The following is a 26,566-nucleotide window of genomic DNA, read 5'->3' on the forward strand; positions in this document are numbered from 1 at the left end:
GAAAGAGAGCCCGCGCGGTGACCGGAAAGCCGGGTTCGAATTTGCGAACCGCCGATCTCTTGTTACCGTTCCAGTAGCCCGGTTGCTGGTGCATCCCCCGTCGCCAGCAACCGGGTCTTTCCATCTGCGCCGTCGCTCACCGAGCGCAGCCGGCCGTCAACTGCCGTTTTCCGCTCCTGAGTTGCCGGACCGGTTGGCGTCGCCCACGCCGCCCACGCCGCCCACGCCGCTCCCGCCGGTCTCACCGCTCCCGCCGTTCCCGTCGGCGTCTGCCGTACCGCTCCCCGAGCGCAGCAGCAGCGTTCCGCTCGCGCCGCGTCCGGCGAACTCCGCGACGGCCGAGTAGTCCGCCGGCGTGCCCCGGGTGTGCTCGCGGGGCGTGTCGCACGTCTCCGGTTCGTCGTCGCCGTCCACCGCGCAGCGCATCCGCACGGTCCGGTCGCCGGGGCCCATCAGGGTCAGGTCGGCGTCCAGCGGCTCCCCGGTGGTGTTGCGGTAGTACGTCCGCGCCCACGTGTCCGCGCCCTGGGTGAGCACGCAGGTCTGCGCCTCCACGCCGTCGGGCGAGCTGACCTCGGGACCGCACCGGGTGGCGGTGGCCGTGCCCAGGCCGAGCAGCAGCGGGGACTCGCCGGGCGCGGCGGACGGCACCTTCCCGTCACCGCGCGCGCCGGACCACGCACCCGGCGGCTGCCCGACGGCGGAAGGCCGTTCCCCGGCCGCACCGGGCGCGGGCGCACCCGGCCAAGACCCGGCGCGGACGCCGGCCGCCCCGCCCCGCTCGCCCACCTGACCGGCGGAGGCCACGGCGAACGGCAGTACGACGGCGCACGACACCACGCCCATGAGGGCGAGCAGGCGGACTCTTCGGGGATCGCGGACCACGGACCGGTCCCCGGAACGACGCAACATAAAGGGAAGATAACGGCCAGATCGGGCATGCCGTCCCGCGCGCGCCCGACACCCCCTACAACTCGGGCGCGCTCACACCCGTACGAGTGAGGGCCTCGACCACGGCGTCCACCACGGCCTCCACATCGGGCACCCACGGCGAGGCGGAGCCCGGCAGCGGCGCGCGCTCCCAGTGGATCGGCCCCGCGCCGGTCGCGGACGGCGGCAGCGCGAGGTAGCCGCCCTCGCCGTGGAAGCGGAGGGAGCCGGGGACGTGGTCCTTGGCGTAGAGCAGTTCGCCCAGCTGCTCCAGGGAGTAGGGCTTGACGAGGATCGCCCAGCGGTTGGGCGAGGCGACGACCGGGCCGAGCCGCATGCCGACGCGGTCGAGCGCCTCGAGGGCGCGGGCCGCCGCGAGGGCCGGCAGGCTCACCGCGCAGGGCGCCCTGCCGCCGGTGGCGAGCACGATCGGGGCGGCCGGGCGGTTGGTCCACCACCAGCGCACCATGCGGGCGTCGGTGGTGGCCGCGAGGAGGCCGGGGTCGAAGGGATGCGCGCCGGGCACCGTGCACTCCGGGTCGGGGCAGCCGCAGCGGCCGGGCCGCCGCGGATCGGGTGCCACGCCCGGGAGTACGGGCCACTGCCACTCGGTCGCGAAGGCCAGGGCCGCGCCGATCGGCTCGGAACTCCCGTCGCGCCGGCGGGACAGGAGCCTGCGTCGCCTTCCGGGGATCTCGCGCATGAGCGCTCGTCCTTTCCGTTGCACCGCTGGCAACACCGTGGACCACATCACACCATGTGTCGATCACTTCACTGTGCGTACCTGTTGGCGCATCACACCCCTGCCTTCAGGCGCGGGGAACCCCTATGGGCCGAGCATTGGCTGCTTCCGCGGCAGCCCCGTCCATACTGCGTCTACCAAAAGCATGGGCGTGGCGTGGGGTGGCGGAGCATGGCGATTTGCCGTCGCGCGTTCTGCTCTCCGCCGCCATCACGCGAGGATGGGGCACGGTCGTCGGTGGATAGGACGCCCGGGTCCGGCACCAGGTTCCGGGTGGCCCCCAACCACCCCTGGCCTTCTTCCGAGTACGTACCCATCACGACCGCTGTGACGCTCTGTGGAGCAAACCCAGTCGACCGCAACAAGCCGTCACCCGAGGCAGTTTCAAGCCAACTTTACTATTCCGCAAGGGGTACGGGAGAACACCCCGGCAGCCCCTCTGACACCACGAATCCCGGCAGGACAATGCTGGACATCCCCTCACGAGTGCGTGTACATGTGGAGACACTGCCGGCGGCGCAGAATGACATGGGGGTTTGCGATGCTTTTCAGCAGTACGCACCGGTCGGAAAGCCGGACGCCATGAACGCCCCGCACCCTGCGAAAGTGGCCGGAATCGATTCAACGGTTCCCGCTCCCGCACACACTGTCGCGCCCGCGCCCGGGGCTCCGGGCACCTCCACCGCCGCCGCGAACAGCGCGAACCCGGCGCACGCCGCCCATCCGCCGGGCGCCCTCCTCCAGGACCGGCTCGCCGGCTGGGTCTCCGACCTGACGACCCTGCACGAACTGACCGAGCGGCTGGCCCGCACGGACGGACTCGACGCCGCCCTGAGGGAACTGCTGCGCGCCGGTGCCGCCCTGGTGGGCGCCCGCCGCGGTCTCGTCGTACTGGAACCGGACGACGGACTGGGCCCCGACACCACCATCGGGCTCGGGCTCGCCCGCTGCGACCTCGGCCACATCGAGACCGTGCCGCGCGGCGCGATGCCGTACGGCACCCTCCTGGACACCGCCGCCGGGCTGCCCGGCGGGAAGGGCGAGGTGGTCCGCCCCGACCTGCTGGCCGAGGACGGACTCGACCCCCGCCACCGCGAGGTGGCCGCCCGCCTCGGCTACGCGGCCAGCTACGCGCTGCGGCTGTCCACGGACGCCGCCGGCCGCCTCGGCGCCGCCGTCTGGCTCTACGACGAGCCGGCCGAGCCGTCCGAGCGGCAGCGCCATCTCGCCGGTCTCTACGTCCGTTTCGCCACCGAGCACCTGGCCCGCCTGCTCGACGGCGAGCGCACGCGCGCGTGCATGGCGACGATGTACGAGGAGCTGCTGCCCTCGCGGCTGCCCCGCGTCCCCGGCGTCCAGCTCGCCCCCCGGCACCGCACCGGACCGCGCGGCGGCGGCGACTGGTTCGACGCGCTGCCGCTGCCCGACGCGGCCCTCGGCCTCGCGGTCGGCTCGGTCACCGGTTCCGGGCCCGGCGCCGTCGCCGCGATGGGCCGGCTGCGCGCCTCCCTGCGGGCCTACGCCGTGATGGAGGGCGAGGACCCCGTCGCCGTCCTGTCCGACCTGGAACTGCTGCTGCGGCTGACCGAGCCCGCCCGCTCGGCGACCGCCCTGTTCGCCTACTGCGAGCCCCCGCTGCGCCGCGTCACCCTGGCCGGGGCCGGGCACTGCCCGCCGCTGGTGCTCGGCGAGCGGCGCACCGAGTTCGTGGAGACCTCGGTGTCCGCGCCGCTCGGCATGCTCGCCTGCTGGGAGGCGCCCAGCGTGGAGTTCCAGGTCATGGCGGGCGAAACGGTGCTGCTCTACACCGACGGGCTGCTGCACCGCACCGGCGACCCGGCGGACCGCGCCTTCGCGCGGCTGCACCAGGCCGCGGCGACCGTCCCGCGCGCGCTGCGCACGGACGTGGGCGCGGTCGCCGACCACGTGCTGCGCGCGATGCTGCCCGACGACCTCGACGTGACCGGCGGCGCGGAGGACGTGGCGCTGCTGGCGGCCCGCTTCGACTAGGCGGGCCCGCGCACGCCCAGCGGACGCACCCCGTGCGGACGCACCCCGGCAGGCGCACCCCGGCAGGCGCACGGGAACACCGTGTAATGGGTCCTACCGCCTCGGGCCCCCTTCCGTACGACCGTACGATGGGGGGTGGTCCAGTGCCGTACCGAGGAGGAAGACCGTGGCCGACGAGCTCACCCCGGAGATCCCGGAGGAAGCCGAGTCCGAGGAGCCGATCAAGCAGCGCAAGAACGGCCTGTACCCGGGCGTGTCCGACGAGCTCGCCGAGAACATGCGCTCCGGCTGGGCCGACACCGAGCTGCGCGGCCTGAGGCCGGTGGAGCAGGCCGCGCACACCGCTCGCCGCCGCGCCGCGCTGTCCGCGCGCTTCCCGGGCGAGCGCCTGGTGATCCCCGCGGGCAACCTGAAGACCCGCTCCAACGACACCGAGTACCCCTTCCGGGCCTCCGTCGAGTACGCCTACCTCACCGGCAACCAGACCGAGGACGGCGTCCTCGTGCTGGAGCCCACCGCCGAGGGCCACCGGGAGACGATCTACCTCCTGCCGCGCTCCGACCGGGACAACGGCGAGTTCTGGCTCTCCGGCCAGGGCGAGCTGTGGGTCGGCCGCCGCCACTCCCTGGCCGAGTCCGAGGCGCTGTACGGCATCCCGGCCGCCGACGTGCGCGAGCTGGCGGACAGGCTGCGCGAGGCCACCGGCCCGGTCCGCGTGGTCCGCGGCCACGACGCCGGCATCGAGGCCGCGCTGACCGACAAGGTCACCGCCGAGCGCGACGAGGAGCTGCGCGTCTTCCTCTCCGAGGCCCGCCTGGTCAAGGACGAGTTCGAGATCGGCGAGCTGCAGAAGGCCGTCGACTCCACCGTGCGCGGCTTCGAGGACGTGGTGAAGGTCCTCGACAAGGCGGAGGCCACGAGCGAGCGCTACATCGAGGGAACGTTCTTCCTGCGGGCCCGCGTCGAGGGCAACGACGTCGGCTACGGCTCCATCTGCGCCGCCGGCCCGCACGCCTGCACGCTGCACTGGGTGCGCAACGACGGCCCCGTCCGCTCCGGCGACCTGCTGCTGCTGGACGCGGGCGTGGAGACGCACAGCCTCTACACCGCCGACGTCACCCGCACCCTGCCGGTCAACGGCACGTTCAGCGAGATCCAGCGGAAGATCTACGACGCGGTGTACGACGCGCAGGAGGCCGGCATCGCCGCCGTGCAGCCCGGCGCCAAGTACCGCGACTTCCACGACGCCGCCCAGCGCGTGCTCACCGAGCGGCTCGTGGAGTGGGGCCTGGTCGAGGGCCCGGTCGAGCGGGTCCTGGAGCTCGGCCTCCAGCGCCGCTGGACCCTGCACGGCACCGGCCACATGCTCGGCATGGACGTCCACGACTGCGCCGCCGCGCGCACCGAGACGTACGTGGACGGCACGCTGGAGCCGGGCATGGTCCTCACCGTCGAGCCGGGCCTGTACTTCCAGGCCGACGACCTGACGGTCCCCGAGGAGTACCGCGGCATCGGCGTCCGCATCGAGGACGACATCCTCGTCACCGAGGACGGCAACCGGAACCTGTCGGCGGGCCTGCCGCGCCGCTCCGACGAGGTCGAGGGGTGGATGGCGGCACTGAAGGGCTGATACAAGTCGGACGGCCGGGTACCTGCGGGGTGCCCGGCCTTTCGGCGTGCCGGGACACGACGCGGGTTCCGGCCGGTGATTCACAAACCCCAGGGGGAGGGTTTCCGTGGACGTGGACGACTTCTGGTCCGGTGTGGGTGTGGACCTGCATCTGGAACCGGACGGGGCGGCGGGCCGCAGGGCCGGACTGGAGAAGGCGCTCAGGGACGCCGTGCGCGACGGACGCCTCGCGCCCGGCACCCGGCTGCCGGCGACCCGGCGGCTGGCCGGCGAGCTCGGCATCTCGCGCGGCACCGCCAAGGCCGCCTACGACCAGCTCGTCGCCGAGGGCTACCTGACGGCGCGGCAGGGCTCGGGCACCCAGGTCGCCGCCCTGCCCAGCGTCGACACCGGCCGGCCGGGCGCGGCGGCACGCGCGCGTGCGCCCAGGTTCGACCTGCGGCCCGGCAGCCCGGACGTCGGGGCGTTCCCGGCGGCGGCCTGGCTGCGCGCACTGCGCCGCGCCATCGCGACGGCGCCCTCACTGGCGTACGACTACGGCGACCCGCGGGGGCGGATCGAGCTGCGCACCGCGCTGTCGGGCTACCTGGGCCGGGCCCGCGGGGTGATCGCGCCGCCCGAGCGCATCGTGATCACCTCCGGGTACGTCCAGGGGCTGGCGCTGCTCACGCGCGTGCTGGACGGCGCCGCCGTCGCCATGGAGGACCCCGGGCTGCCCTTCCACCGCGAGGTGGTGCGGCACAACGGCGGCAGCGTGGTGCCCGTGCGGGTCGACGAGCGCGGTGTGCGCGCGGGCGAGCTGGGCGAGGAGCGGGCGGTCGTCGTCACCGCGGCGCACCAGTACCCGACCGGTGTGACCCTTCAGCCGGAGCGGCGGCGGGCGCTGACCGACTGGGCACGCACGGGTGGCGCGCTGATCGTCGAGGACGACTACGACGGCGAGTTCCGCTACGACCGCCAGCCCGTGGGCGCGCTCCAGGGCATGGCCCCGGGTCAGGTCGCCTACCTCGGCACGGCGTCCAAGACGCTCGGGCCGGCGCTGCGGCTCGGCTGGATGGTGCTGCCGCCGCACCTGGTCGACGCGGTGGCCGAGGCCAAGCTGCACAGCGACCACCACACCGAGACCATCGGCCAGCTGGCGCTCGCCGAGCTGATCGACAGCCACGCCTACGACCGGCACGTGCGCGCGTGCCGACTGCGCTATCGGCGCCGCCGCGACCAGCTCCTGGACCGGCTGGGCTCCAGGCGCCGGCTGCGCGGGATCGCCGCCGGGCTGCACGCGCTGGTCGACGTGGCCGACGAGGAGGAGGTGCTGGCCCGCGCGGAGGCGGAGGGCCTCGCCCTCGGCCGCCTGGGCGACCACTGGCACACGCCCGGGGAGGGCCGGCCGCAGGGCCTGGTCGTCGGGTACGGCACGCCCCGGGAGCGGGTGTACCCGGAGGCGCTGGAGGTGCTGGCGAAGGTCCTGGACGGGGCGTAAGACGTTCCGCCCGGGCGGACGCGGTCCTTGCGGGGCACCGGCGGGGGCGGACGCGGTCCCTGCCGGTACCGGCGGGGGCGGAAACGGTCCCTGCCGGCACCCGCGGGGGCGGACACGGTCCCAGCCGGCACCGGCGGAGGCGGACACGGTCCCAGCCGGCACCGGCGGAGGCGGACGCGATCCCTGCCGGCACCGGCGGGGACGGACGCGATCCCTGCCGGCACCGGCGGGGACGGAAACGGTCCCTGCCGGCACCCGCGGAGGCGGACGCGATCCCTGCCGGCACCCGCGGGGCGGACGGGAATTGGGTCATCGAAGTGGCTCGGGAATGGGTCTGCCGAGGGGTCCGCCCACTTCCTAGAGTCGTCGGCATGACGGCCTCTCCCGCCCCGCCCGCAGGGCCGCAACGGCTGCTGGCGCTCGCCCAGTTGAGCAACTCCATCGGTGACGGCGCCTTCTACGTCACCTCCGCGCTGTACTTCACGCGTGTCGTGGGGCTGACGCCCGCGCGCGTGGGACTCGGACTGACCCTCGCCTGGGCGGTCGGCTCGCTGGCCGGGGTGCCGCTCGGGCGGCTCGCGGACCGGCGTGGGCCGCGCGGCGCGGCGGTGCTGCTGGCCCTGGCCACCGGTCTGTCGGTGGCGGCCTTCCTCGTCGTGCGCGGCTTCCTGCCCTTCGTGGCGGCCGCCTGCACCTACGCCTGCGCGCAGTCCGGGCTCGCCGCGGCCCGCCAGGCGCTGCTGGCGGGACTCGTAGCGTCCGGGCAGCGCACCCGGCTGCTGGCGTACCTGCAGTCGACGCTCAACGCCGGCCTCGCGGCGGGCGCGGCGCTCGGGGGCCTCGCCCTGCACCTGGGGACGCGGACGGCCTACCTCGGCGTGTTCGCGCTCGACGCGGCCGGCTTCCTGCTGTGCGGCGCGTTGCTGCTGCGGGTGCCGGCGGTGCCGGGGCGGGGGACGGCGGTGCCGCCGGCCGGGGAGCACGGGTGCGAGTGCGAGTGCGAGAACGGGAGCGGGCGCGGGCGCGAGCGGTCGCGGCCTGCCGTGGTGCGGGACCGGCCGTACATCGCGCTGACCCTGCTCAACACCGTGCTGCTGCTGCGGATGCCGCTGCTCAGCCTCGGGCTGCCGCTGTGGATCACCCAGCGGACCGGCGCCGCCGACTGGCTGGTGTCCGCGCTGTTCGTGCTGAACACCGGGGCGGTGACGCTCTTCCAGGTGCGCGTGGCCCGCGGGATCGGCTCGCCGGGTTCGGCCACGCGCGCGGTGCGGCGCTCGGGGTGGGTGATGCTGGCGGCCTGCGCGGTGTTCGCGCTGTCGGCCGGGGTCCCCGCACCGGTGGCGGCGGCCGTGCTGGTGGCCGGGGCCGCGCTCCAGGCGGCCGCCGAGATGGGGCAGTCGGCGGGCGCCTGGCAGCTGTCCTTCGACCTCGCGCCGGCCGACCGCGTCGGCGAGTACCAGGGCTTCTTCGGCACCGGCGTCACCGTGGCCCGCACCCTCGGCCCGCTGGTCCTGACGTCGCTGCTGGTGGAGTGGGGCACGCCGGGGTGGCTGCTGCTCGGCGGCGCGACGCTGGCCGCCTCGTACGCGATGGGCCCCGTCGCCCGCCGGGCGGCCGTCCGGACCGAGCGCCCTACACCGCTACCAGCGGCGCGTCCTTGCGCCACTTGAGCATCTTGTCGAAGCTCACCACGGCGCCCTCGCGCCCCGGTGTGCTCCCGATGTGGACGTGGTCGGCGAGTGCCTGGATCAGGCACAGGCCCCGGCCGTGCTCGGCCTCGGGGTGCGCGGCGCGCACCGGCGCCCGGCGGCCCGCGGCGGGGAAGCCGGGCCCCGCGTCGGCCACCTCGATGCGGCACCGCTCCCCGTCGAGGTAGGCGGTGACCCGGTAGGGCTCCGAGGAGCCGGCGTCCCCGCCGTGCTCGACGGCGTTCGCGCAGGCCTCGCTGAGGGCGACGGACAGGTCGTAGGAGATGTCGGGGTCGACGCCGGCGGTCTCCATCGTGCCGAGGAGGAGCCGCCGGGCGAGGGGAACGCTCGCAGCGTCACGCCGCAGATGGAGTGACCACCAGATGCTCATGCTCCAGCCTCCCGGCCGCGGCTCGACATACCGTTACGTATTGCCCCCCGTGCCCACTCGTAAGCACCGAGTTGACGCCATCCCGCACGATCGGCGGATGCGGCGGGGACGGAATCGGTGTATGCGCGCGCCCCCGGCCGACGAGTCCGGCCATTCAGACGTACGGCATCTTGTGGACCTGCCGTACGGCGGCCGGGGCGCCAGTGGGATGATGAGGCCGCCATGACTGCCCCCCACCCGCGCACGGCACGCACCGGACGCGATCTGCGGATGCTGCGGGCCGCGGTGTTCGCCGCGGTCTGCGTCGTGCTTGCCGCGGCCGGGCACACCCTGGCGTCCTGCGCCACGGTGCCGCTGTGGACGCTCGGCGCGGGCTTCCTGGGGGCGCTCGCCGTCGTCGTGCCGCTCGCGGGTCGGGCCCGCTCGCTGCCGGGGATCGTGACGCTGCTCGCGGTCGGCCAGACCCTGCTGCACACGCTGTTCGGCATGGGCCAGCTCACCACCGGCGGCGGCACCGGCTCCATGAGCGGCATGGGCTCGATGAGTTCCATGGACGCCATGGGGTCGATGGGGTCGGTTGGGTCGATGGGATCCATGCCCGCGATGTCGGGCACCGAGATGGTCGCGCGGGCCGCGCACCTCATGTGCGGGGTCTCGGCGGCGTCGCTCACCCCCGGCCAGGCCTACCGGATACTCGTCACCGCGCACGTCTACCAGGGCGGCACGGACACGGGGTCCATGGGCGCCACACACCACCCGGCGGACGCGCCGGCCTCCGCCGGCCCGGCGGCCTCGCTGCTGCCGTCCCTGCCGATGCTCCTCGGTCACCTGCTGGCCGCGCTCGCCGCGGGCTGGCTGCTGCGGCGCGGCGACCTCGCGCTGCTGCGCCTGATCGAACTGTCGGCGCAGGGCGTCGCCGAGACCGCTCTCGTACGGTCCCTGCGCGGGGCCCTCGCCCTGGTGCGCGCCCTGACCGCCGGACTGCCGGCCGCGCCCGCGACCGGCCCGCGCTACCGGCGCGCCGCCGACCACCCGGTCCCCGCGCCGCACACCACCGCGCTCCAGCACTCCGTGATCCGCCGCGGCCCGCCCGCCGCCGCCTGCCTCCTCGCTGCCTGACGCGACGCGACCAGCACCCCACGACCGGGCGGGTTCCGCCCACGGGAGCGGCCGCCGTCGTGCGGCACACGCGCGTGCCCCGAACCGGGGCTCTCGTCCCGGAAAGGCCCTCGGGCCCGTGCACGCGCTCCCTCTCGTCAACGGAACCCTTCCTCCACAGGAGTGCTTTCCCGTCATGAAGACCCTCAGGACCATCAGGGCGTCCCGTCTCGCCGCCGCCGGCGCCCTCGCGGGCTCGGCCGTCCTCGCCCTGTCCGCCCCCGCGTTCGCCCACGTCACCGTGCAGCCGGAGACCACCCCGGCCAAGGGCGGCTACGTCGTCGTCGACTTCAAGGTCCCCAACGAGCGCGACAACGCCTCCACCACCAAGGTCGAGGTCAACTTCCCCACCGACCACCCGCTGGCCTCGGTGATGCCGGAGAAGATCGACGGCTGGAGGACCGACGTCACCAGGTCCAAGCTCGCCAAGCCGATCGAGATGCACGGCGAGAAGATCTCCGAGGCCGTCACCAAGGTCACCTGGACCGCCGACGGCAAGGGCATCGAGCCCGGCTACTTCCAGAAGTTCCCGGTCTCCGTCGGCGCGCTCCCCGAGGACGCCGACCAGCTCGTCTTCAAGGCGCTGCAGACGTACTCCGACAAGCAGGTCGTCCGCTGGATCGAGGTCCAGGCCAAGGGCGGCCCGGAGCCGCAGAACCCGGCGCCGGTGCTGGAACTGGCCGCCGCCAAGGACGGCGACGCCCACGGCACGGCGGCGAGCGCCGCCGGCGACGCCGAGCCCGCCGCCCGGACCGCGGCCGCCGCGGCCTCCGGATCGAAGGGCGGCAGCGACACCACCGCCCGCGTGCTCGGCGTCGTGGGCATCGTCGTCGGCGCGGCCGGAGTGGCCTACGGCGTGCTCGCCGGCCGCAGGCGCACCACCGCCTGACCCCCGCCAGCCCGTCCCGCGCACCAGGGGTCGTACGACGGTCGTGCGACCCTGGCGTACGACCCCGGTGCGCGCCGGAGCCATCACAACTGGGACATTTTTTCTATGCGCAAGAAGACGTTCGCCGCGGCCGCCCTGCTCGCCGCCGCCACCCTGACCCTGTCCGCCTGCGGCAGCGGCGACGACGGCGGCAAGCCCGTCGTCTCCGTCTCCGAGGACAGTGCCCAGCACCGGGCGGTGACGGTCCTCGACCAGCCCTTCGAGAAGCCGGACCTGGTCCTCACCGACACGCACGGCGGGAAGTACGACCTCCGCAAGGAGACCGCGGGCCGGCCGACGCTGCTGTACTTCGGCTACACCCACTGCCCCGACATCTGCCCGCTGACGATGAACAACATCGCGGTCGCCAAGAAGGCGCTGCCCAAGGCCGACCAGGACAAGCTGCGCGTGGTGTTCGTCACCACCGACCCCGCCCGCGACACCCCCGCCGAACTGGGCAAGTGGCTCAAGGGCATCGACCCCCAGTTCATCGGTCTGACCGGCGACTTCGCCACCATCCAGGCCGCCGCGCGCAGTGTCGGCATCTCCATCGAGCCGACGACGAAGGACAAGAACGGCAAGCTCGTCTCGGTGCACGGCACCCAGGTGGTCGCCTTCTCCCCGAAGACGGACGGCGGCTACCTGTTCTACGGCGAGGACGCCTCCGTCGACGACTACACCAAGGGCCTGCCCAAGATCATCAAGGGGCAGAACCCGTGAGGCGCCCGGCAGCCGCGGCCGCGCTGCTCGCCGGCGCCGTCGCCGCGAGCGCCCTGCTGACCGGGTGCGGCGGCACCGCCTCGGGCGCCACCTCCGGTTCCGGGTCCGCTTCGGGTTCCGGTTCGGGCGGGAAGCCGGAGCTGTCCGTGAGCGGCGCCTACATGCCCCAGCCGGTCTCGGACTCCATGGCGGCGGGCTTCCTGGTCATCACCAACAAGGGCGGCGCCAAGGACGAACTGACCTCGGTCACCAGTCCCGACGCCGGCGACGTCACCGTGCACGAGACGGCCGGCGGCGCGATGCGGGAGGTCAGCCGCCTCGCCGTGCCCGCCCACGGCCGGCTGGTGTTCAGGAGCGGCGGCAACCACCTGATGTTCGACCGGCTCGCGCACAAGCCCGTCCAGGGCCGCACGGTCACCGTGAAACTGCACTTCGCCGCCTCCGGTGACCTCACGGTTGAGATGCCGGTCAAGCCGGCCACGTACAACCCCGCGACCGGACACTGAGGGAGGCTCCATCTTGACGCAGACCATCACCCCCCGCGTCCGGACCCTGGTACTGCTGCTCCTGGCCGTCACCGGGATCCTCCTCGCCGGCGCCGGCCCGGCCTCCGCGCACGCCGCGCTGACCGGCAGCGACCCCCAGCAGGGGGTGGTGGTCGACAAGGCGCCCACCCAGGTGTCGCTGACCTTCTCCGAGAAGGTCGCCATGAACGACGACTCGCTGCGCGTCCTCGACCCGCAGGGCAAGCGCGTCGACACCGGGAAGCCCTCCAACATCAGCGGGACGACGTACGCCGTGCGGCTGCGCGCCGGACTGGCCAAGGGCACCTACACCGTCACCTACCAGGTGGTCTCCGCCGACAGCCATCCGGTCGGCGGCGCCTACACCTTCTCCGTGGGCGCCCCCTCCAAGACCTCGGTCGCGGTCGGCGGGCAGGACGTGGGCGGCACAGCCGTCGGCCGGCTCTACGGGTTCGGGCGCTATCTGTCGTACGCCGGTTTCATCGTCCTGGTCGGCGGCGCCGCCTTCGTGCTGGCCTGCTGGCAGCGCGGGGCGGGTGTGCGGGCCGTGCAGCGGCTGGTCGTCTCCGGCTGGGTCACCCTCACTGCGGCCACGCTCGCGCTGCTGCTCCTGCGCGGCTCCTACACCACCTCCGGCCGACTCGGCGACGTCCTCGACCTGAACCTCCTGGGCCAGGTGCTCCAGACCAAGACCGGCGCGGCCCTGGTCTCCCGGCTGTTGCTGCTCGCCGCGGCCGCGCTGTTCGTCGCGGTGCTCTTCGGGGCGTACGAGAAGCGCGAGGAGGAGGAGAAGCGGGACCTGACCTTCGGGCTCGCGATCGGCGGTGTCGTGGTCGCCGCCGGGCTCGCGGCGAGCTGGGCGATGGCCGAGCACGCCTCCACGGGACTCCAGCCGGGCATCGCCATGCCGGTCGACGTCGTCCACCTGCTGGCGGTGGCCACCTGGCTCGGCGGGCTGGCCGCCCTCCTGGCCGGGCTGTACCGGGCGCCCGCGCGGACCCCGGTGACGACGGCGGCCGTGCGCCGCTTCTCGCGCGTCGCCTTCGGCTCGGTCGTCGCGCTCGTCGCCACCGGGATCTACCAGTCCTGGCGCCAGGTCGGCTCCTGGTCGGCCCTCACCGGCACCCGCTACGGGCAGCTGCTCCTGGTCAAGGTCGGGCTCGTGGTGGTGCTGGTCGGCATCGCCTCCGTCTCCCGCCGCTGGACCGGCCGGCTGACCGAGGCACCGGCCGCGAAGGCGGGCAAGGACGCGGCGGGCAAGGCCGCGGCGGCCAGGGAGGCCGTCAAGCAGAAGGAGCCCGCGGGCAAGGGGGCTTCGGGCGGCGGCGGTGCGCCGGGGGGCAAGGGCGCCGTGAGCGGCAAGGGGGCGGTGGCCGGCGAGGGCGCGGCCGGCGGGAAGGGTTCCGCCGGAGGCGAGGCCCCGGCCACGACCGTCGGCGGCAAGAAGTCCGGCGGCGCGGCCAAGGCGGCGGGCGGCGACTCGCGGCGGGCCGCCCAGCTCGCCCGGCAGCGTGCCGCCGTGGACGCGACTCGCCGGAAGCGGCTGCGCGACGCCGATTCCGGCCGGTCCGGGCTGCGCCGCTCCGTGCTGGCCGAGGCCGGTGTCGCCGTCGTCCTGCTCGCCGTCACCACCGTGCTGACGCAGACCGAGCCGGGCCGCACGGAGGAGGAGGCCAAGGCGGCCACCTCGTCCTCGTCGTCCTCGTCGTCCTCCGCGTCCTCCTCCTCGTCGGGCGCGGTCACCCTGGACATGCCCTTCGACACCGGCGGCCAGAACGGCAAGGGCGTCGTACGGCTCGACATCGACCCCGCGCGCGTGGGCGGCAACGAGATGCACGTCTACGTCCAGCGGCCCGACGGGCGGCCCTTCGACATCCCCGAGGTCAAGATCGCCTTCACCCTCACGGCGAAGAAGATCGGCCCGCTGCCGGTGGCGCCCGACCGCATCACCACCGGGCACTGGGCCGCGAGCCGGGTGCAGATCCCCATGGCGGGCGACTGGAAGATCGCCGTGACCGTGCGGACCTCCGACATCGACCAGACGACCGTCACCAAGAACGCGCAGATCGGCTGAGCACCGCCATGACCGACCAGTCCACCCCGGCCGTCTCCTCCTCCCCCGTGCCCCGCCAGTCCGGGGGCGGCGACTCCGCGCGGGCGGGTGTGTCGCGCCGGCGGCTGCTGGGCACCGCCGGCGCCACCGGGCTCGTCCTCGGCGCGGCGGGCGCGGCCGCGGGGTACGCGAGCGCGCCCGCGGGGGCCACCCCGCTCACCTCGCTCGGCGCCGGCCGGGCGATGTTTCACGGGAAACATCAGCCCGGCATCACCGACCCCCTCCAGTCCTGCGGGCATCTCATCGCCTTCGACCTGGCGGCGGGCGCGGGCCGCAAGGAGGCCGCCGCGCTGCTGCGCCGCTGGTCGGCGACGGCCGAGCACCTGATGGCGGGCGAGCCGGCCCCGCACGGCGACACCGGCGTCGCCCGCGATGCCGGCCCCTCCTCCCTGACCCTCACCTTCGGCTTCGGCCGGACCTTCTTCGACCGCACCGGCCTCCAGGGGCAGCGGCCCGCCGCCCTCGACCCGCTGCCGGACTTCTCCTCCGACCACCTCGACAAGTCCCGCAGCGAGGGCGATCTGTGGGTGCAGATCGGCGCCGACGACGCGCTGGTCGCCTTCCACGCCCTGCGCGCGGTGCAGAAGGACGCCGGAAGCGCCGCCCGGGTGCGCTGGCAGATGAACGGCTTCAACCGCTCGCCGGGCGCCACCGCCCACCCCATGACGGCCCGCAACCTGATGGGCCAGATCGACGGCACCCGCAACCCCAAGCCCTCGGACGCCGACTTCAACAAGCGGATCTTCGTGCCCGCCGCCGGTGAGCCCGCCTGGATGGCGGGCGGCTCCTACGCCGTCGTACGCCGGATCCGCATGCTCCTGGACGACTGGGAGAAGCTCTCCCTCACCCAGCAGGAGAACGTCATCGGCCGCCGCAAGGCCGACGGCGCCCCGCTGAGCGGCGGCACCGAGACCACCGCGATGGACCTGGAGAAGACCGGCGCGGACGGCTCCTACGTCATCCCGGTCAACGCCCACGCCCGCATCACGCGCCCCGACCAGAACGGCGGCGCCGCCATGGTCCGCCGCCCCTTCTCCTACCACGACGGCTTCGACGCGGACGGCGCCCCCGACGCGGGCCTGCTGTTCATCTGCTGGCAGGCCGACCCGCTGCGCGGCTTCGTGCCGGTGCAGCGCAAGCTCGACCGCGGCGACGCGCTCTCGCAGTACATCCGGCACGAGGCGAGCGGCCTGTTCGCGGTGCCCGGCGGTGCGGCGAAGGGCGAGTACGTGGGCCAGCGGCTCCTGGAGGGGTGAGCACGCGGGAGCGAGCGGGGAAAGGCGGCCAGGGGTGAGCGGGAAGGGGTGAGCGGGGAGGGTGCGCACCGCGCGGACGGCCATGCCCGCGGTTGGCCTAGGGTGAGGTCATGCCAGCGAGCTACGCGTATCTCGGCCCCGAGGGGACCTTCACCGAAGTCGCCCTGCGCACGCTTCCCGAGACGGCCACCCGGGAGCTGATCCCGTACGTGTCCGTGCAGTCCGCGCTGGACGCGGTCCGCGCCGGTGACGCCGAGGCCGCGTTCGTGCCGATCGAGAACTCCGTCGAGGGCGGGATCACCACCACCCTGGACGAGCTGGTCGCGGGCGAGCCGCTGATGATCTACCGCGAGGTGCTGCTGTCGATCACCTTCGCCCTGCTGGTGCGGCCCGGCACCAGGCTGTCGGACGTCAAGACGGTCACCGCCCACCCGGCGGCCCAGCCGCAGGTCCGCAACTGGCTGAAGGCGAATCTTCCCGACGCCGTCTGGGAGTCGTCGGCCTCGAACGCGGACGGCGCCCGTCTGGTCCAGGAGGGCCGCTACGACGCCGCGTTCGCGGGCGAGTTCGCCGCCGCCCGGTACGGGCTCGAGCCGCTGGTCACCGAGATCCACGACGCGGAGAACGCGCAGACCCGGTTCGTGCTGGTCGGCCGTCCGGCCCGGCCCGCCGCGCCGAGCGGCGCCGACAAGACGTCCGTGGTGCTGTGGCAGCGCGACGACCATCCCGGGGGCCTGCGCGACCTGCTCGGCGAGTTCGCCACCCGGGGCATCAACCTCATGCTGCTGCAGTCCCGCCCTACGGGCGCGGGGATCGGCAATTACTGCTTCTGCGTCGACGCCGAGGGCCACATCACCGACCGCCGGATGGCGGAGGCCCTGATGGGGCTGAAGCGGATCTGTTTGCAGGTGCGCTTTCTCGGTTCGTACCCGCGTGCGGGTCTCGGACCGGCGGACGTACGGCCGCCGCTGGCCGGCACCTCGGACGAGGAGTTCGTGGCGGCGGCGGACTGGGTGGCCCGCTGCCAGGACGGACGTTTCTGAGCCCCACCTGTGGGTCTTCGTTGTCCACAGAAGTTATCCACAGGCCTGCCGGTCTACCTGGGGACAAGTCGATACGGAGGAGCGACTCGGTCGACAAATCGCCCTACGACCGGCACGCACCCCCCTCGTCGCGCAACTCACCCTTCGTCCACCTGTTTCCTTTGGTTCATCTTTTGGGGCGACCCTTTTCCACCCGAAAGTGGGGGTCAGCGCCCTTTGGGCCAGGAATTCTTCCTTCCACTGCAGACTTCCGGAGTGATCAATTCCGACTTCCACAGATCATGCACACAGCCTGTGGATAACTTTCCACGGCGGTGGATTCCTGTGGACAACCACACCGCGGCGGGCTTCCCCAAGTCCCGTTCCGCGCAAGGGAATCCAGTCAACCCCACGCCCGCGCCCTGCCTCGTTCCAGGGAGCCGGATGTGATCTCATTGACGACACGGACGTGCGGATCAATCCCCCATAACGGTACGTAATAGGCGGTTCGGAATACCGAGTCGTGACGTGGAAGGCCGCACCGGTAGCCTTGACCGCGTGATTGACCTTCGCCTGCTCCGTGAGGACCCCGACCGTGTGCGCGCCTCCCAGCGTGCCCGTGGAGAGGACGTCGCGCTCGTCGACTCCCTCCTGTCTGCCGACGAGCGGCGCAGGTCGTCCGGCGTCCGCTTCGACGAACTGCGCGCCGAGCAGAAGGCGCTGGGCAAGCTCATCCCCAAGGCCTCCGGCGACGAGAAGGCGGAGCTGCTGAAGAAGGCCGGCCAGCTGGCCGCCGACGTCAAGGCGGCCGACGCCGAGCGCGACGAGGCCGACGCCCGGACGCAGGAACTGCTGCTCCAGCTCGGCAACATCGTGCACCCCGACGTGCCCGTCGGCGGCGAGGAGGACTTCGTCACGCTGGAGACGCACGGCGAGCTCCGCGACTTCGCCGCCGAGGGCTTCGAGCCCAAGGACCACCTGGAGCTCGGCCAGCTGCTCGGCGCGATCGACGTGGAGCGCGGCGCGAAGGTCTCCGGCTCCCGCTTCTACTTCCTCACCGGCGTCGGCGCCCTGCTGGAGCTGGCGCTGGTGAACGCGGCGATCGCCCAGGCCACCGCCGCCGGCTTCACGCCGATGCTGACCCCGGCACTGGTCCGCCCCCAGTCGATGGCGGGCACCGGCTTCCTCGGCCAGGCCGCCCAGGACGTCTACCACCTCGACAAGGACGACCTGTACCTGGTCGGCACCTCGGAGGTGCCGCTGGCGGCCTACCACATGGACGAGATCCTCGACGCCGAGCGCCTGCCGCTGCGCTACGCGGGCTTCTCGCCGTGCTTCCGCCGCGAGGCCGGCTCGCACGGCAAGGACACCCGCGGCATCTTCCGCGTGCACCAGTTCGACAAGGTGGAGATGTTCTCCTACGTGCGGCCCGAGGAGTCGCAGGAGGAGCACCGCCGGCTGCTGGCGTGGGAGAAGCAGTGGCTGACCTCGCTGGAACTGCCGTTCAGGGTCATCGACGTCGCCACCGGTGACCTCGGCTCCTCCGCCTCGCGCAAGTTCGACTGCGAGGCGTGGATCCCGACCCAGGGCAAGTACCGCGAGCTGACGTCCACCTCCGACTGCACCGAGTACCAGTCCCGCCGGCTGTCCATCCGGTTCCGCGAGGGCAAGACGGTCCGCCCGCTGGCCACGCTCAACGGCACCCTGTGCGCCGTGCCCCGCACCATCGTCGCCATCCTGGAGAACCACCAGCAGGCCGACGGTTCCGTGCGCGTGCCCGAGGTGCTGCGTCCCTACCTCGGCGGCCGGGAGGTCCTGGAGCCGGTGGCCAAGTGACCGCCACGGTGCCCGCGCCCGCCGGTGAGGCGACCGGGGGCTTCCCCTTCACGCTGGTCGCGACCGACCTCGACGGCACGCTCCTGCGCTCCGACGGGTCGGTCTCCCGGCGCACCCGTGAGGCACTGGCCGCGGCCACCGCGGCCGGCGCCGCGCACATCGTGGTCACGGGCCGCGCGGTGCCCTGGACCCGGCACATCCTCGACGACCTCGGCTACCGGGGCCTCGCGGTCTGCGGCCAGGGCGCCCAGGTGTACGACGCCGGCGAGCACCGCCTGCTGACCTCGGTGACCCTGGACCGGAAGGTGGCCGCGGTCGCCCTGGCCAAGATCGAGGCCGAGACCGGCCCGCTGCGTCTGGCGGCGAGCCGTGACGGGCTGGACGGCGAGGTGCTGGTCGGGCCGGGCTACCGGGTCGGGGGCCCGCTCCCGGCGACGCCGTTCACCGACGTGGCCGACCTGTGGAGCGCCCCCCTCAACAAGATCTACATCCAGCATCCGGCTCTCACGGACGACGAACTGGCCGACGTGGCCCGCCGCAGCGCCGGCGGCCTGGTGTCGGTCACCATGGCCGGCGAGGGCATAGTCGAACTGCTGCCGCTCGGCCTGTCGAAGGCGACGGGCCTGTCGCTGGCGGCCCGGCGGCTGGGCGCGAAGGCGTCCGGCACGGTCGCCTTCGGCGACATGCCCAACGACGTCCCGATGTTCGCCTGGGCGGCCCACGGCGTCGCCATGGCCAACGCCCACGAGGAGCTGAGGGCGGTCGCCGACGAGGTCACCGCGTCCAACGAGGACGACGGCATCGCGGTGGTCCTGGAGCGGTTGCTCGGCTGAGGGCCGGCCGGGCCCTAGGCTACGGCCTCTCTTCCGGATCTTGCCGCCGGTCGCGGGGTCTGGCACGCACTCCCCCAAGCTCTTCGAGCAGGGGGACCCCCAGCGGCGTTGTCGTCACTCGCCGACTCCCCCAAGCTCTTGACGAGCAAGGGGGGACCCCCATCGTGTCGACTCCCTCCTCCGCCTTGCAGCTGCACGCACCAGACCCCGCTCGAGTCGGCCAAGAGGTGAGGTGACTCGGGGCCGGCCTGATCCGGAAGAAAGACCCTAGCCCTGAGCGGGGTTGTTCGCGGAGGATGCACGGATCGAACGTGCGCGGGCTGTCACACCCGACCACGGCTTAGCAAGCCGGTGCCTTGCCACTCGGCCAATCCTCCGGGTGGGCGGCCCACGCGAGGCGAGTCGCGTGCTCGAAGCGGCCGCCCCGGGCAGTCCCGGTGCGGAAGCGGGGTCGACGGAGCGGTGGCGACTACTCCGGAGCCCGCCGCGGGCTGCCCTGCCGGGAACCCCGCGTACTGCCGTGCATGGGCATCGCCGGGCTCCTCTCCCAGAACGTGACGCCGGCTCGGCCCGGCGCTGTGGACACGACTACTGTGCCCGCGCGCCGGCCCGGGCGCCACCGAATTACCGGCCGCCCGGCCGCGTACCGCCGCGCCTCGGCCGGGCGGTCAGTGCCGGCGCCACCTGCGCCGGCGGACCCTGCTGAAGAACCACCCGGCGGGCGGCTCGTCCGAACGCCACGGCTGCGGCTCCGGCCGCTCACGGCGCCAGCGGGCCGCGAGCATCCGGGCCCGCGCGGAGGGCTCGGCGGTCTCGGCGGCCCGTATGAAGGCGGCGTCCAGGACGACGTCGTCCCACTCGTCGCCGGGAGCGCCTCCCGCCTCGCTGCCCGGCTGCCCGTCGCCCGCCATCCCCGTCCTCCCGGTCGTCCGAGGTCCGCTTCGCCCGTCTGCGCCCAGTCTGACCGGGTGCGGGTGAAGCCCGCGTCAAGAGCGGGCGACTGGGCCCGCTCCCGGCGCGGGCCGGAGTCTCACTCCTCTCCGGCCAGGGTCAGCGACCGCAGCTTCTGTCCCGCGTACCAGGTGGCCAGCACGGTCACCGCCACGAGCAGCACCGTCGCCGTGGTCAGACTCACGTCGGAGGTGACCAGGTCCCCGCCGGCGACCCGGTGCGCCACCGCCAGCGCCCACTGCTGGATGCTCAGGGTGCGCGCCCCGGGCACCAGGGAGCCGAACAGCGCCTCCCAGACCAGCGCGTAGACGAGGCCGAAGACCACCGCGTGCCGGGACACCGTGCCCAGCAGGAGGAAGAGGGCGGCGTACGCGATGGAGGCGACCAGCGCGGCCACCGTGTAGGCCACGGCTATCCGCTGCCCGTTGCCGTTGAGGATCAGCCCGGCGATCATCGTGGGCACCGCCGAGAAGACCATGGTCACCGCGATCGCCACGATCAGCTTGGTGAAGATGATCGTCGGCCGCTTCAGCGGCTTGGACAGCAGGTAGACCACCGAGCCGTCGTCGATCTCCGGCCCGATGGCGCCGGTGCCGGCGATGACGCCGATGATCGGCACCATCGTGGCTAGGGCGAACCCGCCCAGGACGTTCACCGCGGTCTGGTCGTCCGCGCCGGTGAGGCCGCGGACCACCACGGCGATCACGATCAGCAGCAGCGGCAGCGCGCCGAGGATGAGGGCCCGGCGCCGGCCGAGCAGGGCCCGGTAGGTGAGCCGGGCGACTGTGGGGTCGTACATCTTCGGCCTCCTACGCCGCGACCAGATACGAGAAGACGGACTCGAGGGACTCGTCGGACGGCGAGACCGTGTGCAGCCGGATGCCGTGGTCCCGCGCCACCCGGGGGAGCAGGGCCGTGAACCGGCCGAAGTCGACGGCCTGGACGCGCAGCGCGCCCTCGGCGAGGTCGACCTCGATCCCGGAGGTGGAGGGGTCGGCGATCAGCGCGGCGGCGAGCGCCCGGTCGTCGCTGGAGCGGACGAGGTAGCGGTGCGGCCGGTCGGTCATCAGGCGGCGGATCTTGCGGAAGTCGCCGCTGGCCGCGTGCCGTCCGGCGACGACGACCTCGATGTGCCAGGCGAGCTGCTCGACCTCTTCCAGGATGTGGGAGGAGAACAGCACGGTGCGGCCCTCGTCGCCCATGCGCCGCAGCAGTTCCATCAACTGCATGCGCTGGCGTGGGTCCATGCCGTTGAACGGCTCGTCGAGCAGGAGCAGCGAGGGGTCGTGGACGAGCGCGGAGGCCATCTTCACGCGCTGCCGCATGCCCTTGGAGTACGTGGAGATCTTCCGGTCCTGCGCGTACTCCATCTCCACCGTGGCCAGCGCCTTCTGGGCCGCCTTGGCGCCGAGGCCGTGCAGTTCGGCGTTGGCGACGACGAACTCGCGGCCGGTGAGGAAGTCGTACATCGCCTCGCGCTCGGGGACGACGCCGATGTGCCGGTAGATCTGCTCGTTGCGCCACACCGGCTGCCCGTCGAGCGTGACGGAACCGGTGGACGGCGCCAGGAAGCCGCCCATCATGTTGATGAGCGTGGACTTGCCGGCGCCGTTGGGGCCGAGCAGGCCGGTGACGCCGGGGCCGATCGTCATGGTGATGTCGTTGACGGCGACCACGTTGCCGAACCAGCGCGAGACGTGGTCGATGCTGAGGGTCGTCACAGTCCCACCTTCTTGTAGCGGCGCAGCAGGAGGCCGTAGGCGGCGGCGATCAGCCCCAGGACGACGAGGACGTAGACCACGCCCTGCCCGCTGCCGGGGCCGACGGCGCCGGGTGCCGACGAGGTCGCGCCGAGGAAGGCGGTCTGTACGCCGTCGATGAGGGTGACCGGCGAGAACAGGCCGATCCAGGGGATGGCGGCGGTGTTGTTCTGGGCGTCGGCGATGGCCTGGAGGGTGGACACCGCGCCGTAGGAGATGATCAGCACGGCGATCACGGCGGCTATGCCGAAGCCGCGGCGCGGGGTGACGGCGGCGATGACCAGGCCGATGCCGGCGAAGAGCAGGGAGAGCAGTGCCACGGAGACCAGCCCTTCGGCGAATCCCTTGCTCTGGTCGGCGAAGTCCAGCTTGGCCAGCAGCGCGCCGATGTAGAGCACGAGGAGCGGCGCGGCGGTCAGGACGAACATCGCCGAGGCCAGCGCCGCGTACTTGGCGCGGACGTAGTCGGCGGTCTCGATCGGGCGCGAGAAGTACAGCGGCACGGTCTTGAAGCGCAGGTCGCGCGAGACGGACTGGGGTGCCTGCGAGGCGACGTACAGGCTGATGACGCCCTGCATGATGATCGCGTAGCGCGTGTACTCGACGGGCAGGTCCTTGGCCTTGGTGGCGACCGCGACGGCGACCATGATGGCCGCGGGCACGCACATGACCACGAACAGCAGCATCGGCAGGACCTTGGACTTGACCGAGCGGCCGAGGCCGTAGGCGCCGCGCAGGGACTGCGAGTACAGCGAGCGGCGGGCGTAGGCGCGGCCGAGGCGGGGGCCGTCGTAGTTGCGGTACCCGATGTTGTGGATGCGGGTCTGGTCCCCCGGGGGTGGCGCCGGTGATGCCAGGGGCTGCTCAACCGCCATGGCCGACCGCCTCCTTCCGCTGCTCGTCGCGCTGTTCGTCGCTGTCCCGGAAGACCTCCGAGATGTGGTGCCGGCGCTGCTCCATGCGGACCAGGCCGAGGCCGAGGTCGGCGATCACGTCCCGCACCAGGTCGTAGGTCTCCTCGCCCTTCGCGGTGAGCAGCAGGACGTGGCCGGAGCCCGGCAGGCCGGTGCCGTGCTGGGTCTCCACCCCGCGCTCGTGCAGCGCCTCGCGCACCGCGCGGGTGCCGTCCGGGTGCTCCTCGCTGTCGGTGACCTCGATGGCGAGGGTGGTCGTGGTCTGGGTGAAGTCGGTGGTGGAGCTGGAGCGCAGCAGCTTGCCGCCGTCGACGACGACCACGTGGTCGCAGGTGCGCTCGAGCTCGCCCAGCAGGTGGGAGGTGACCAGGACCGAGATGCCGAAGTCGGTGTGGATGCGGCGGATCAGGCCGAGCATCTCGTCGCGGCCGACCGGGTCGAGGCCGTTGGTCGGCTCGTCGAGGAAGACGAGCTGCGGGTCGTGCACCAGGGCCTGGGCGAGTTTGACGCGCTGCTTCATGCCGGTGGAGTAGCCGCCTATGGGGCGGTACCGCTCCTCGTACAGACCCACGTGGCGCAGGGTGTCCGCGGTGCGCTCGCGGGCGGCGGCCGGGGGCAGGCCGGACATGCGCGCCATGTGGACGACGAACTCGGTGGCCGAGACGTCGGGCGGCAGGCAGTCGTGCTCCGGCATGTAGCCGACGCGCTCGCGGATGGCGGCGCCCTTGGTGGCGACGTCGAGGCCGAGCACCTCGGCGCGGCCCTCGGTGGCGGGGGACAGACCCAGCAGGATCTTGATCAGTGTGGACTTGCCGGCTCCGTTGGCGCCGACGAGTCCCGTCACACCGGGTCCGACGTCCACGGAGAGCCGGTCAAGCGCGGTCACCCGGGGGAACCGCTTGCTCAGGCTTTCGGTCGCGATCACAGTCACGTCCTAGACGATAGTGACGCGCGCCACGCCGGTCGTCAGACCCCAGAGCCGTCTTGCCGTCCGCCTCGAGTATTACGGGACCCTGGGGGACGCAGCTCTCAGGTCTTACCCGGAGTGGGACATTCCGGCCGCCCAAGGCCCTGTTGACGTTCGGTCTAACAACTGCGACAGTCGCCGGACGGGATTCCCGAGGGGGAAGCGGCACAGGAAGGCGGCACACGTGACGTCACTGGAAGGCGCGCGCGAGCGGCGGATCCGCACCGGCGGGGTCGAGCTGTGCGTGGCCGAACTCGGCGACCCGGGCCGGCCGACGGTCGTGCTGGTGCACGGCTACCCCGACAGCAAGGAGGTCTGGTCGGAGGTGGCCGGGCGCCTCGCCGGCCGCTTCCACGTCGTCCTCTACGACGTCCGCGGCCACGGCCGCTCCACCGCGCCCTCGCCGCTGCGCGGCGGCTTCACCCTGGAGAAGCTCACCGACGACTTCCTGGCGGTCGCGGACGCGGTCAGCCCGGGCCGGCCGGTGCATCTGGTCGGGCACGACTGGGGCTCGGTGCAGGGCTGGGAGTTCGTGACCGTCGGGCGCACCGAGGGCCGGATCGCCTCCTTCACCTCCGTCTCCGGGCCGTCCCTCGACCACTTCGGCCACTGGCTGGGCAAGCGCGTCAAGCGCCCGACCCCGCGCCGGGTGGGCCAGCTCCTGGGCCAGGGCGCCAAGTCCTGGTACGTGTACCTGCTGCACACGCCGAAAGTGCCCGAGCTGGCCTGGCGCGGCCCGCTCGGCCGGGCCTGGCCGAAGATCCTCGCGCGCACCGAGCGGATGCCGCGGGGCGACTACCCGACGCGGTCCCTGCCGCAGGACGCGGCGCACGGCGCGTGGCTGTACCGGGACAACGTGCGGGCCCGGCTGCGCGACCCGCGCACGGACGCCCACGCCCACGTCCCCGTCCAGCTGATCACGCCCCTTCAGGACGCCTTCCTGTCGGAGCGGCTTTACGACGAACTGGAGCAGTGGGTCCCGCAGCTGGTCCGCCGCACCCTTCCGGCCGGGCACTGGGTCCCGCGCACCCGGCCCGACCAGCTGGCCGCCTGGATCACGGAGTTCGTCACGGCCACCGAGGACGGTCGCACGCAGCCCGCGGCCACCGGGAGGCACGCCGACCGCTTCGGCGGGCAGCTCGTCCTGGTCACCGGCGCGGGCGGCGGCATCGGGCGGGCCACGGCCCTCGCGTTCGCCGCGGCCGGGGCACGCGTCGTCGCCGTCGACCGCAACGCCGAGGCCGCCGTCGACACCGCCGAGCGGGCACTCCTCGCCGGCGCGCCGGCCGCCTGGGCGGAGACGGTGGACGTGTCCGACGAGCAGGCCATGGAGAAGCTGGCCGAGAAGGTCACCGCCGACCACGGCGTGGTCGACGTGCTGGTGAACAACGCCGGGATCGGGCTGGCCGGCGCCTTCTTCGACCACACCACCGAGGACTGGAAGCAGGTCCTGGACGTCAATCTGTGGGGCGTGATCCACGGCTGCCGGCTGTTCGGCGCCCGGATGGCCGCGCGCGGGCAGGGCGGGCACATCGTCAACATCGCGTCCGCCGCCGCCTACCAGCCCTCCAGGGCGCTGCCCGCCTACAGCACCTCCAAGGCGGCGGTGCTGATGCTGAGCGAGTGCCTGCGCGCGGAACTGGCCGGTCAGGGGATCGGCGTGACGGCGATCTGCCCCGGCTTCGTCAACACCGGCATAACGTCGGCCGCGCACTTCGCGGGTGTGGACGCCGAGGAGGAGAGGCGCCGGCAGCGGCGCACCGCCCGGCTGTACGGGCTGCGCAACTACCCGGCGGAGAAGGTCGCCGACGCCGTGGTACGCGCGGTGGTGCGTAACGAGGCGGTGGTGCCGGTGACGCCGGAGGCCCGGCTCCTGCACGCGATGTCCCGCTTCGCCCCGAGAGCGCTGCGCAGGCTCGCGCGGGTCGAACCGCGGCTGTGATCGGCGCGCGACCCGCCCTGGAGGCGCCGCGGTGCGCCTTGGGGAGGCCGGGAGGCGGCGCGCCTTGGGGAGGCCGGGAGGCGGTGGACGGGTCCGGTTGTCCACAGCATCGCCGCTTCCGGCTGTGGACAACACGGTTCGGCTGTGGACCAAACCTCCGCGGCGAAATTCACCTGCGTGATCCGTGTCTCGCGCGGCACGCTGACGGCATGGACGAAAGACGCCTCGTCAAGGTCTCGAAGTACCTCTCCAAGCACCTGCGCCACCAGCCGGAGCGGATCGGGCTCACCCTCGACCCGGCCGGCTGGACGGAGATCGATGCGCTGATCGCGGCGGCGGACGCACACGGGTTCCGGTTCACCCGCGAGGAACTGGACGAGGTGGTCGCCGGCAACGACAAGCGGCGCTTCGCGATCGAGGGCACCCGTATCCGCGCGAGCCAGGGCCACAGCGTCGAGGTCGAGCTCGGACTGCCGCCGGCGACCCCGCCGCCGTACCTCTACCACGGGACGGTGGCCCGCAGCCTGGAGCCGATCCGCGCCGAGGGGCTGCGGCCCATGAACCGGCACGACGTGCACCTCTCGCCCGACCGGGAGACCGCGGCGCGCGTCGGCGCCCGTCGCGGCCGCCCGGTCGTCCTCGCCGTGGACGCCGGCGCCATGCACCGCGACGGGCACGTCTTCCACGTCAGCGCGAACGGCGTCTGGCTGACGAAGGCCGTGCCCGTGCGCTATCTGCGGTTCCCGAAGGGCCACTGACGGCGGGTCGGGC

The 26,566-nt window shown here is 73.3% G+C and carries 23 protein-coding genes and 1 tRNA gene; 15 read left to right on the forward strand and 9 right to left on the reverse strand.

Annotated elements, in window-relative coordinates:
- Positions 1 to 156 precede the first annotated feature (156 nt).
- Complete coding sequence (locus tag IE217_RS03605; RefSeq protein WP_229865008.1) at positions 157 to 912, reverse strand: hypothetical protein; 756 nt, start codon at positions 910 to 912, stop codon at positions 157 to 159.
- A gap of 55 nt (positions 913 to 967) precedes the next feature.
- Complete coding sequence (locus IE217_RS03610; protein WP_190176215.1) at positions 968 to 1,633, reverse strand: bifunctional DNA primase/polymerase; 666 nt, start codon at positions 1,631 to 1,633, stop codon at positions 968 to 970.
- A gap of 504 nt (positions 1,634 to 2,137) precedes the next feature.
- Here IE217_RS03610 and IE217_RS03615 point away from each other — a divergent pair.
- From IE217_RS03615 to IE217_RS03630, 4 genes are all read left to right on the forward strand, one after another.
- Positions 2,138 to 3,682: a PP2C family protein-serine/threonine phosphatase gene (locus IE217_RS03615; RefSeq protein ID WP_190176216.1), complete on the forward strand. Its 1,545-nt coding sequence runs from the start codon at positions 2,138 to 2,140 to the stop codon at positions 3,680 to 3,682.
- A gap of 166 nt (positions 3,683 to 3,848) precedes the next feature.
- Positions 3,849 to 5,312, forward strand: a complete 1,464-nt coding sequence (locus IE217_RS03620; protein WP_190176217.1) for an aminopeptidase P family protein — start codon at positions 3,849 to 3,851, stop codon at positions 5,310 to 5,312.
- A 112-nt stretch (positions 5,313 to 5,424) separates the two neighbouring features.
- Positions 5,425 to 6,792, forward strand: a complete 1,368-nt coding sequence (pdxR, locus tag IE217_RS03625; RefSeq protein WP_190176528.1) for a MocR-like pyridoxine biosynthesis transcription factor PdxR — start codon at positions 5,425 to 5,427, stop codon at positions 6,790 to 6,792.
- 371 nt (positions 6,793 to 7,163) lie between these two features.
- The gene (locus IE217_RS03630) at positions 7,164 to 8,462 is read left to right on the forward strand and encodes an MFS transporter (RefSeq protein WP_190176218.1); all 1,299 of its coding nucleotides are present in this window, start codon (positions 7,164 to 7,166) and stop codon (positions 8,460 to 8,462) included.
- Here the strand turns inward: IE217_RS03630 and IE217_RS03635 are convergent.
- The gene (locus IE217_RS03635) at positions 8,425 to 8,871 is read right to left on the reverse strand and encodes an ATP-binding protein (protein WP_190176219.1); all 447 of its coding nucleotides are present in this window, start codon (positions 8,869 to 8,871) and stop codon (positions 8,425 to 8,427) included. The genes IE217_RS03630 and IE217_RS03635 overlap by 38 nt on opposite strands.
- 222 nt (positions 8,872 to 9,093) lie before the next feature.
- Here IE217_RS03635 and IE217_RS03640 point away from each other — a divergent pair, with 222 nt between their 5' ends.
- From IE217_RS03640 to IE217_RS03680, 9 genes are all read left to right on the forward strand, one after another.
- On the forward strand, positions 9,094 to 9,990 hold the full coding sequence (locus IE217_RS03640) for a hypothetical protein (protein ID WP_190176220.1): 897 nt from the start codon (positions 9,094 to 9,096) through the stop codon (positions 9,988 to 9,990).
- Positions 9,991 to 10,183: 193 nt separating this feature from the next.
- Entirely contained in the window at positions 10,184 to 10,918 is a 735-nt protein-coding gene (locus IE217_RS03645) for a YcnI family copper-binding membrane protein (RefSeq protein WP_190176529.1), read from the forward strand.
- Positions 10,919 to 11,023: 105 nt separating this feature from the next.
- Positions 11,024 to 11,677, forward strand: coding sequence for an SCO family protein (locus IE217_RS03650; RefSeq protein WP_190176221.1), 654 nt, complete (start codon positions 11,024 to 11,026; stop codon positions 11,675 to 11,677).
- Positions 11,674 to 12,183 carry a copper chaperone PCu(A)C gene (locus IE217_RS03655; protein ID WP_190176222.1) on the forward strand — a complete coding sequence of 170 codons (510 nt, stop codon included), beginning with the start codon at positions 11,674 to 11,676 and terminating at the stop codon, positions 12,181 to 12,183. Before IE217_RS03650 ends, IE217_RS03655 begins: the two co-directional genes overlap by 4 nt.
- Before the next feature lie 13 nt (positions 12,184 to 12,196).
- A complete protein-coding gene (locus IE217_RS03660) occupies positions 12,197 to 14,275 on the forward strand; it encodes a copper resistance CopC/CopD family protein (RefSeq protein WP_190176223.1) in 2,079 nt (692 codons plus the stop codon).
- A gap of 8 nt (positions 14,276 to 14,283) precedes the next feature.
- Positions 14,284 to 15,570: an iron uptake transporter deferrochelatase/peroxidase subunit gene (efeB, locus tag IE217_RS03665; protein ID WP_190176224.1), complete on the forward strand. Its 1,287-nt coding sequence runs from the start codon at positions 14,284 to 14,286 to the stop codon at positions 15,568 to 15,570.
- A 110-nt stretch (positions 15,571 to 15,680) separates the two neighbouring features.
- Positions 15,681 to 16,613, forward strand: a complete 933-nt coding sequence (pheA, locus tag IE217_RS03670; protein ID WP_190176225.1) for a prephenate dehydratase — start codon at positions 15,681 to 15,683, stop codon at positions 16,611 to 16,613.
- A 537-nt stretch (positions 16,614 to 17,150) separates the two neighbouring features.
- On the forward strand, positions 17,151 to 18,428 hold the full coding sequence (gene serS, locus IE217_RS03675; RefSeq protein WP_190176226.1) for a serine--tRNA ligase: 1,278 nt from the start codon (positions 17,151 to 17,153) through the stop codon (positions 18,426 to 18,428).
- Positions 18,425 to 19,261, forward strand: coding sequence for an HAD family hydrolase (locus IE217_RS03680; protein WP_190176227.1), 837 nt, complete (start codon positions 18,425 to 18,427; stop codon positions 19,259 to 19,261). Before serS ends, IE217_RS03680 begins: the two co-directional genes overlap by 4 nt.
- A 290-nt stretch (positions 19,262 to 19,551) precedes the next feature.
- Here the strand turns inward: IE217_RS03680 and IE217_RS03685 are convergent.
- The 6 genes from IE217_RS03685 to IE217_RS03710 form a co-directional block, all read right to left on the reverse strand.
- A tRNA-Ser gene (locus IE217_RS03685) sits at positions 19,552 to 19,638 on the reverse strand.
- A 291-nt stretch (positions 19,639 to 19,929) separates the two neighbouring features.
- A complete protein-coding gene (locus IE217_RS03690) occupies positions 19,930 to 20,172 on the reverse strand; it encodes an SGM_3592 family protein (RefSeq protein WP_190176228.1) in 243 nt (80 codons plus the stop codon).
- Between the two features lie 119 nt (positions 20,173 to 20,291).
- A complete protein-coding gene (locus tag IE217_RS03695; RefSeq protein WP_190176229.1) occupies positions 20,292 to 21,011 on the reverse strand; it encodes an ABC transporter permease subunit in 720 nt (239 codons plus the stop codon).
- A gap of 10 nt (positions 21,012 to 21,021) precedes the next feature.
- The gene (locus tag IE217_RS03700; RefSeq protein ID WP_190176230.1) at positions 21,022 to 21,933 is read right to left on the reverse strand and encodes an ABC transporter ATP-binding protein; all 912 of its coding nucleotides are present in this window, start codon (positions 21,931 to 21,933) and stop codon (positions 21,022 to 21,024) included.
- Positions 21,930 to 22,847 (reverse strand): ABC transporter permease, encoded by a 918-nt coding sequence (locus tag IE217_RS03705; RefSeq protein ID WP_190176231.1) that lies wholly within the window; start codon positions 22,845 to 22,847, stop codon positions 21,930 to 21,932. Before IE217_RS03705 ends, IE217_RS03700 begins: the two co-directional genes overlap by 4 nt.
- Complete coding sequence (locus IE217_RS03710; protein WP_190176530.1) at positions 22,837 to 23,811, reverse strand: ABC transporter ATP-binding protein; 975 nt, start codon at positions 23,809 to 23,811, stop codon at positions 22,837 to 22,839. Before IE217_RS03710 ends, IE217_RS03705 begins: the two co-directional genes overlap by 11 nt.
- A gap of 226 nt (positions 23,812 to 24,037) precedes the next feature.
- Between IE217_RS03710 and IE217_RS03715 the strand changes: the two genes are divergently transcribed.
- Both IE217_RS03715 and IE217_RS03720 read left to right on the forward strand, forming a co-directional pair.
- Positions 24,038 to 25,795: an SDR family oxidoreductase gene (locus IE217_RS03715; protein WP_190176232.1), complete on the forward strand. Its 1,758-nt coding sequence runs from the start codon at positions 24,038 to 24,040 to the stop codon at positions 25,793 to 25,795.
- A 209-nt stretch (positions 25,796 to 26,004) separates the two neighbouring features.
- Complete coding sequence (locus tag IE217_RS03720; protein ID WP_190176233.1) at positions 26,005 to 26,553, forward strand: RNA 2'-phosphotransferase; 549 nt, start codon at positions 26,005 to 26,007, stop codon at positions 26,551 to 26,553.
- Positions 26,554 to 26,566: the final 13 nt, after the last annotated feature.

The organism is Streptomyces naganishii JCM 4654 (assembly GCF_014650575.1).
Lineage (GTDB): Bacteria > Actinomycetota > Actinomycetes > Streptomycetales > Streptomycetaceae > Streptomyces > Streptomyces naganishii.

What these genes read in the sequence shown, in the direction of transcription:
- IE217_RS03640 (WP_190176220.1), top strand. Translation starts at nt 9,094, where the DNA reads ATGACTGCCCCCCACCCGCGCACGGCACGCACCGGACGCGATCTGCGG.
- IE217_RS03615 (WP_190176216.1), top strand. Translation starts at nt 2,138, where the DNA reads ATGCTGGACATCCCCTCACGAGTGCGTGTACATGTGGAGACACTGCCG.
- IE217_RS03695 (WP_190176229.1), bottom strand. Translation starts at nt 21,011, where the DNA reads ATGTACGACCCCACAGTCGCCCGGCTCACCTACCGGGCCCTGCTCGGC.
- IE217_RS03630 (WP_190176218.1), top strand. Translation starts at nt 7,164, where the DNA reads ATGACGGCCTCTCCCGCCCCGCCCGCAGGGCCGCAACGGCTGCTGGCG.
- IE217_RS03610 (WP_190176215.1), bottom strand. Translation starts at nt 1,633, where the DNA reads ATGCGCGAGATCCCCGGAAGGCGACGCAGGCTCCTGTCCCGCCGGCGC.
- IE217_RS03690 (WP_190176228.1), bottom strand. Translation starts at nt 20,172, where the DNA reads ATGGCGGGCGACGGGCAGCCGGGCAGCGAGGCGGGAGGCGCTCCCGGC.
- IE217_RS03705 (WP_190176231.1), bottom strand. Translation starts at nt 22,847, where the DNA reads ATGGCGGTTGAGCAGCCCCTGGCATCACCGGCGCCACCCCCGGGGGAC.
- IE217_RS03635 (WP_190176219.1), bottom strand. Translation starts at nt 8,871, where the DNA reads ATGAGCATCTGGTGGTCACTCCATCTGCGGCGTGACGCTGCGAGCGTT.
- IE217_RS03720 (WP_190176233.1), top strand. Translation starts at nt 26,005, where the DNA reads ATGGACGAAAGACGCCTCGTCAAGGTCTCGAAGTACCTCTCCAAGCAC.
- IE217_RS03650 (WP_190176221.1), top strand. Translation starts at nt 11,024, where the DNA reads ATGCGCAAGAAGACGTTCGCCGCGGCCGCCCTGCTCGCCGCCGCCACC.
- efeB (WP_190176224.1), top strand. Translation starts at nt 14,284, where the DNA reads ATGACCGACCAGTCCACCCCGGCCGTCTCCTCCTCCCCCGTGCCCCGC.
- IE217_RS03605 (WP_229865008.1), bottom strand. Translation starts at nt 912, where the DNA reads ATGTTGCGTCGTTCCGGGGACCGGTCCGTGGTCCGCGATCCCCGAAGA.
- pheA (WP_190176225.1), top strand. Translation starts at nt 15,681, where the DNA reads ATGCCAGCGAGCTACGCGTATCTCGGCCCCGAGGGGACCTTCACCGAA.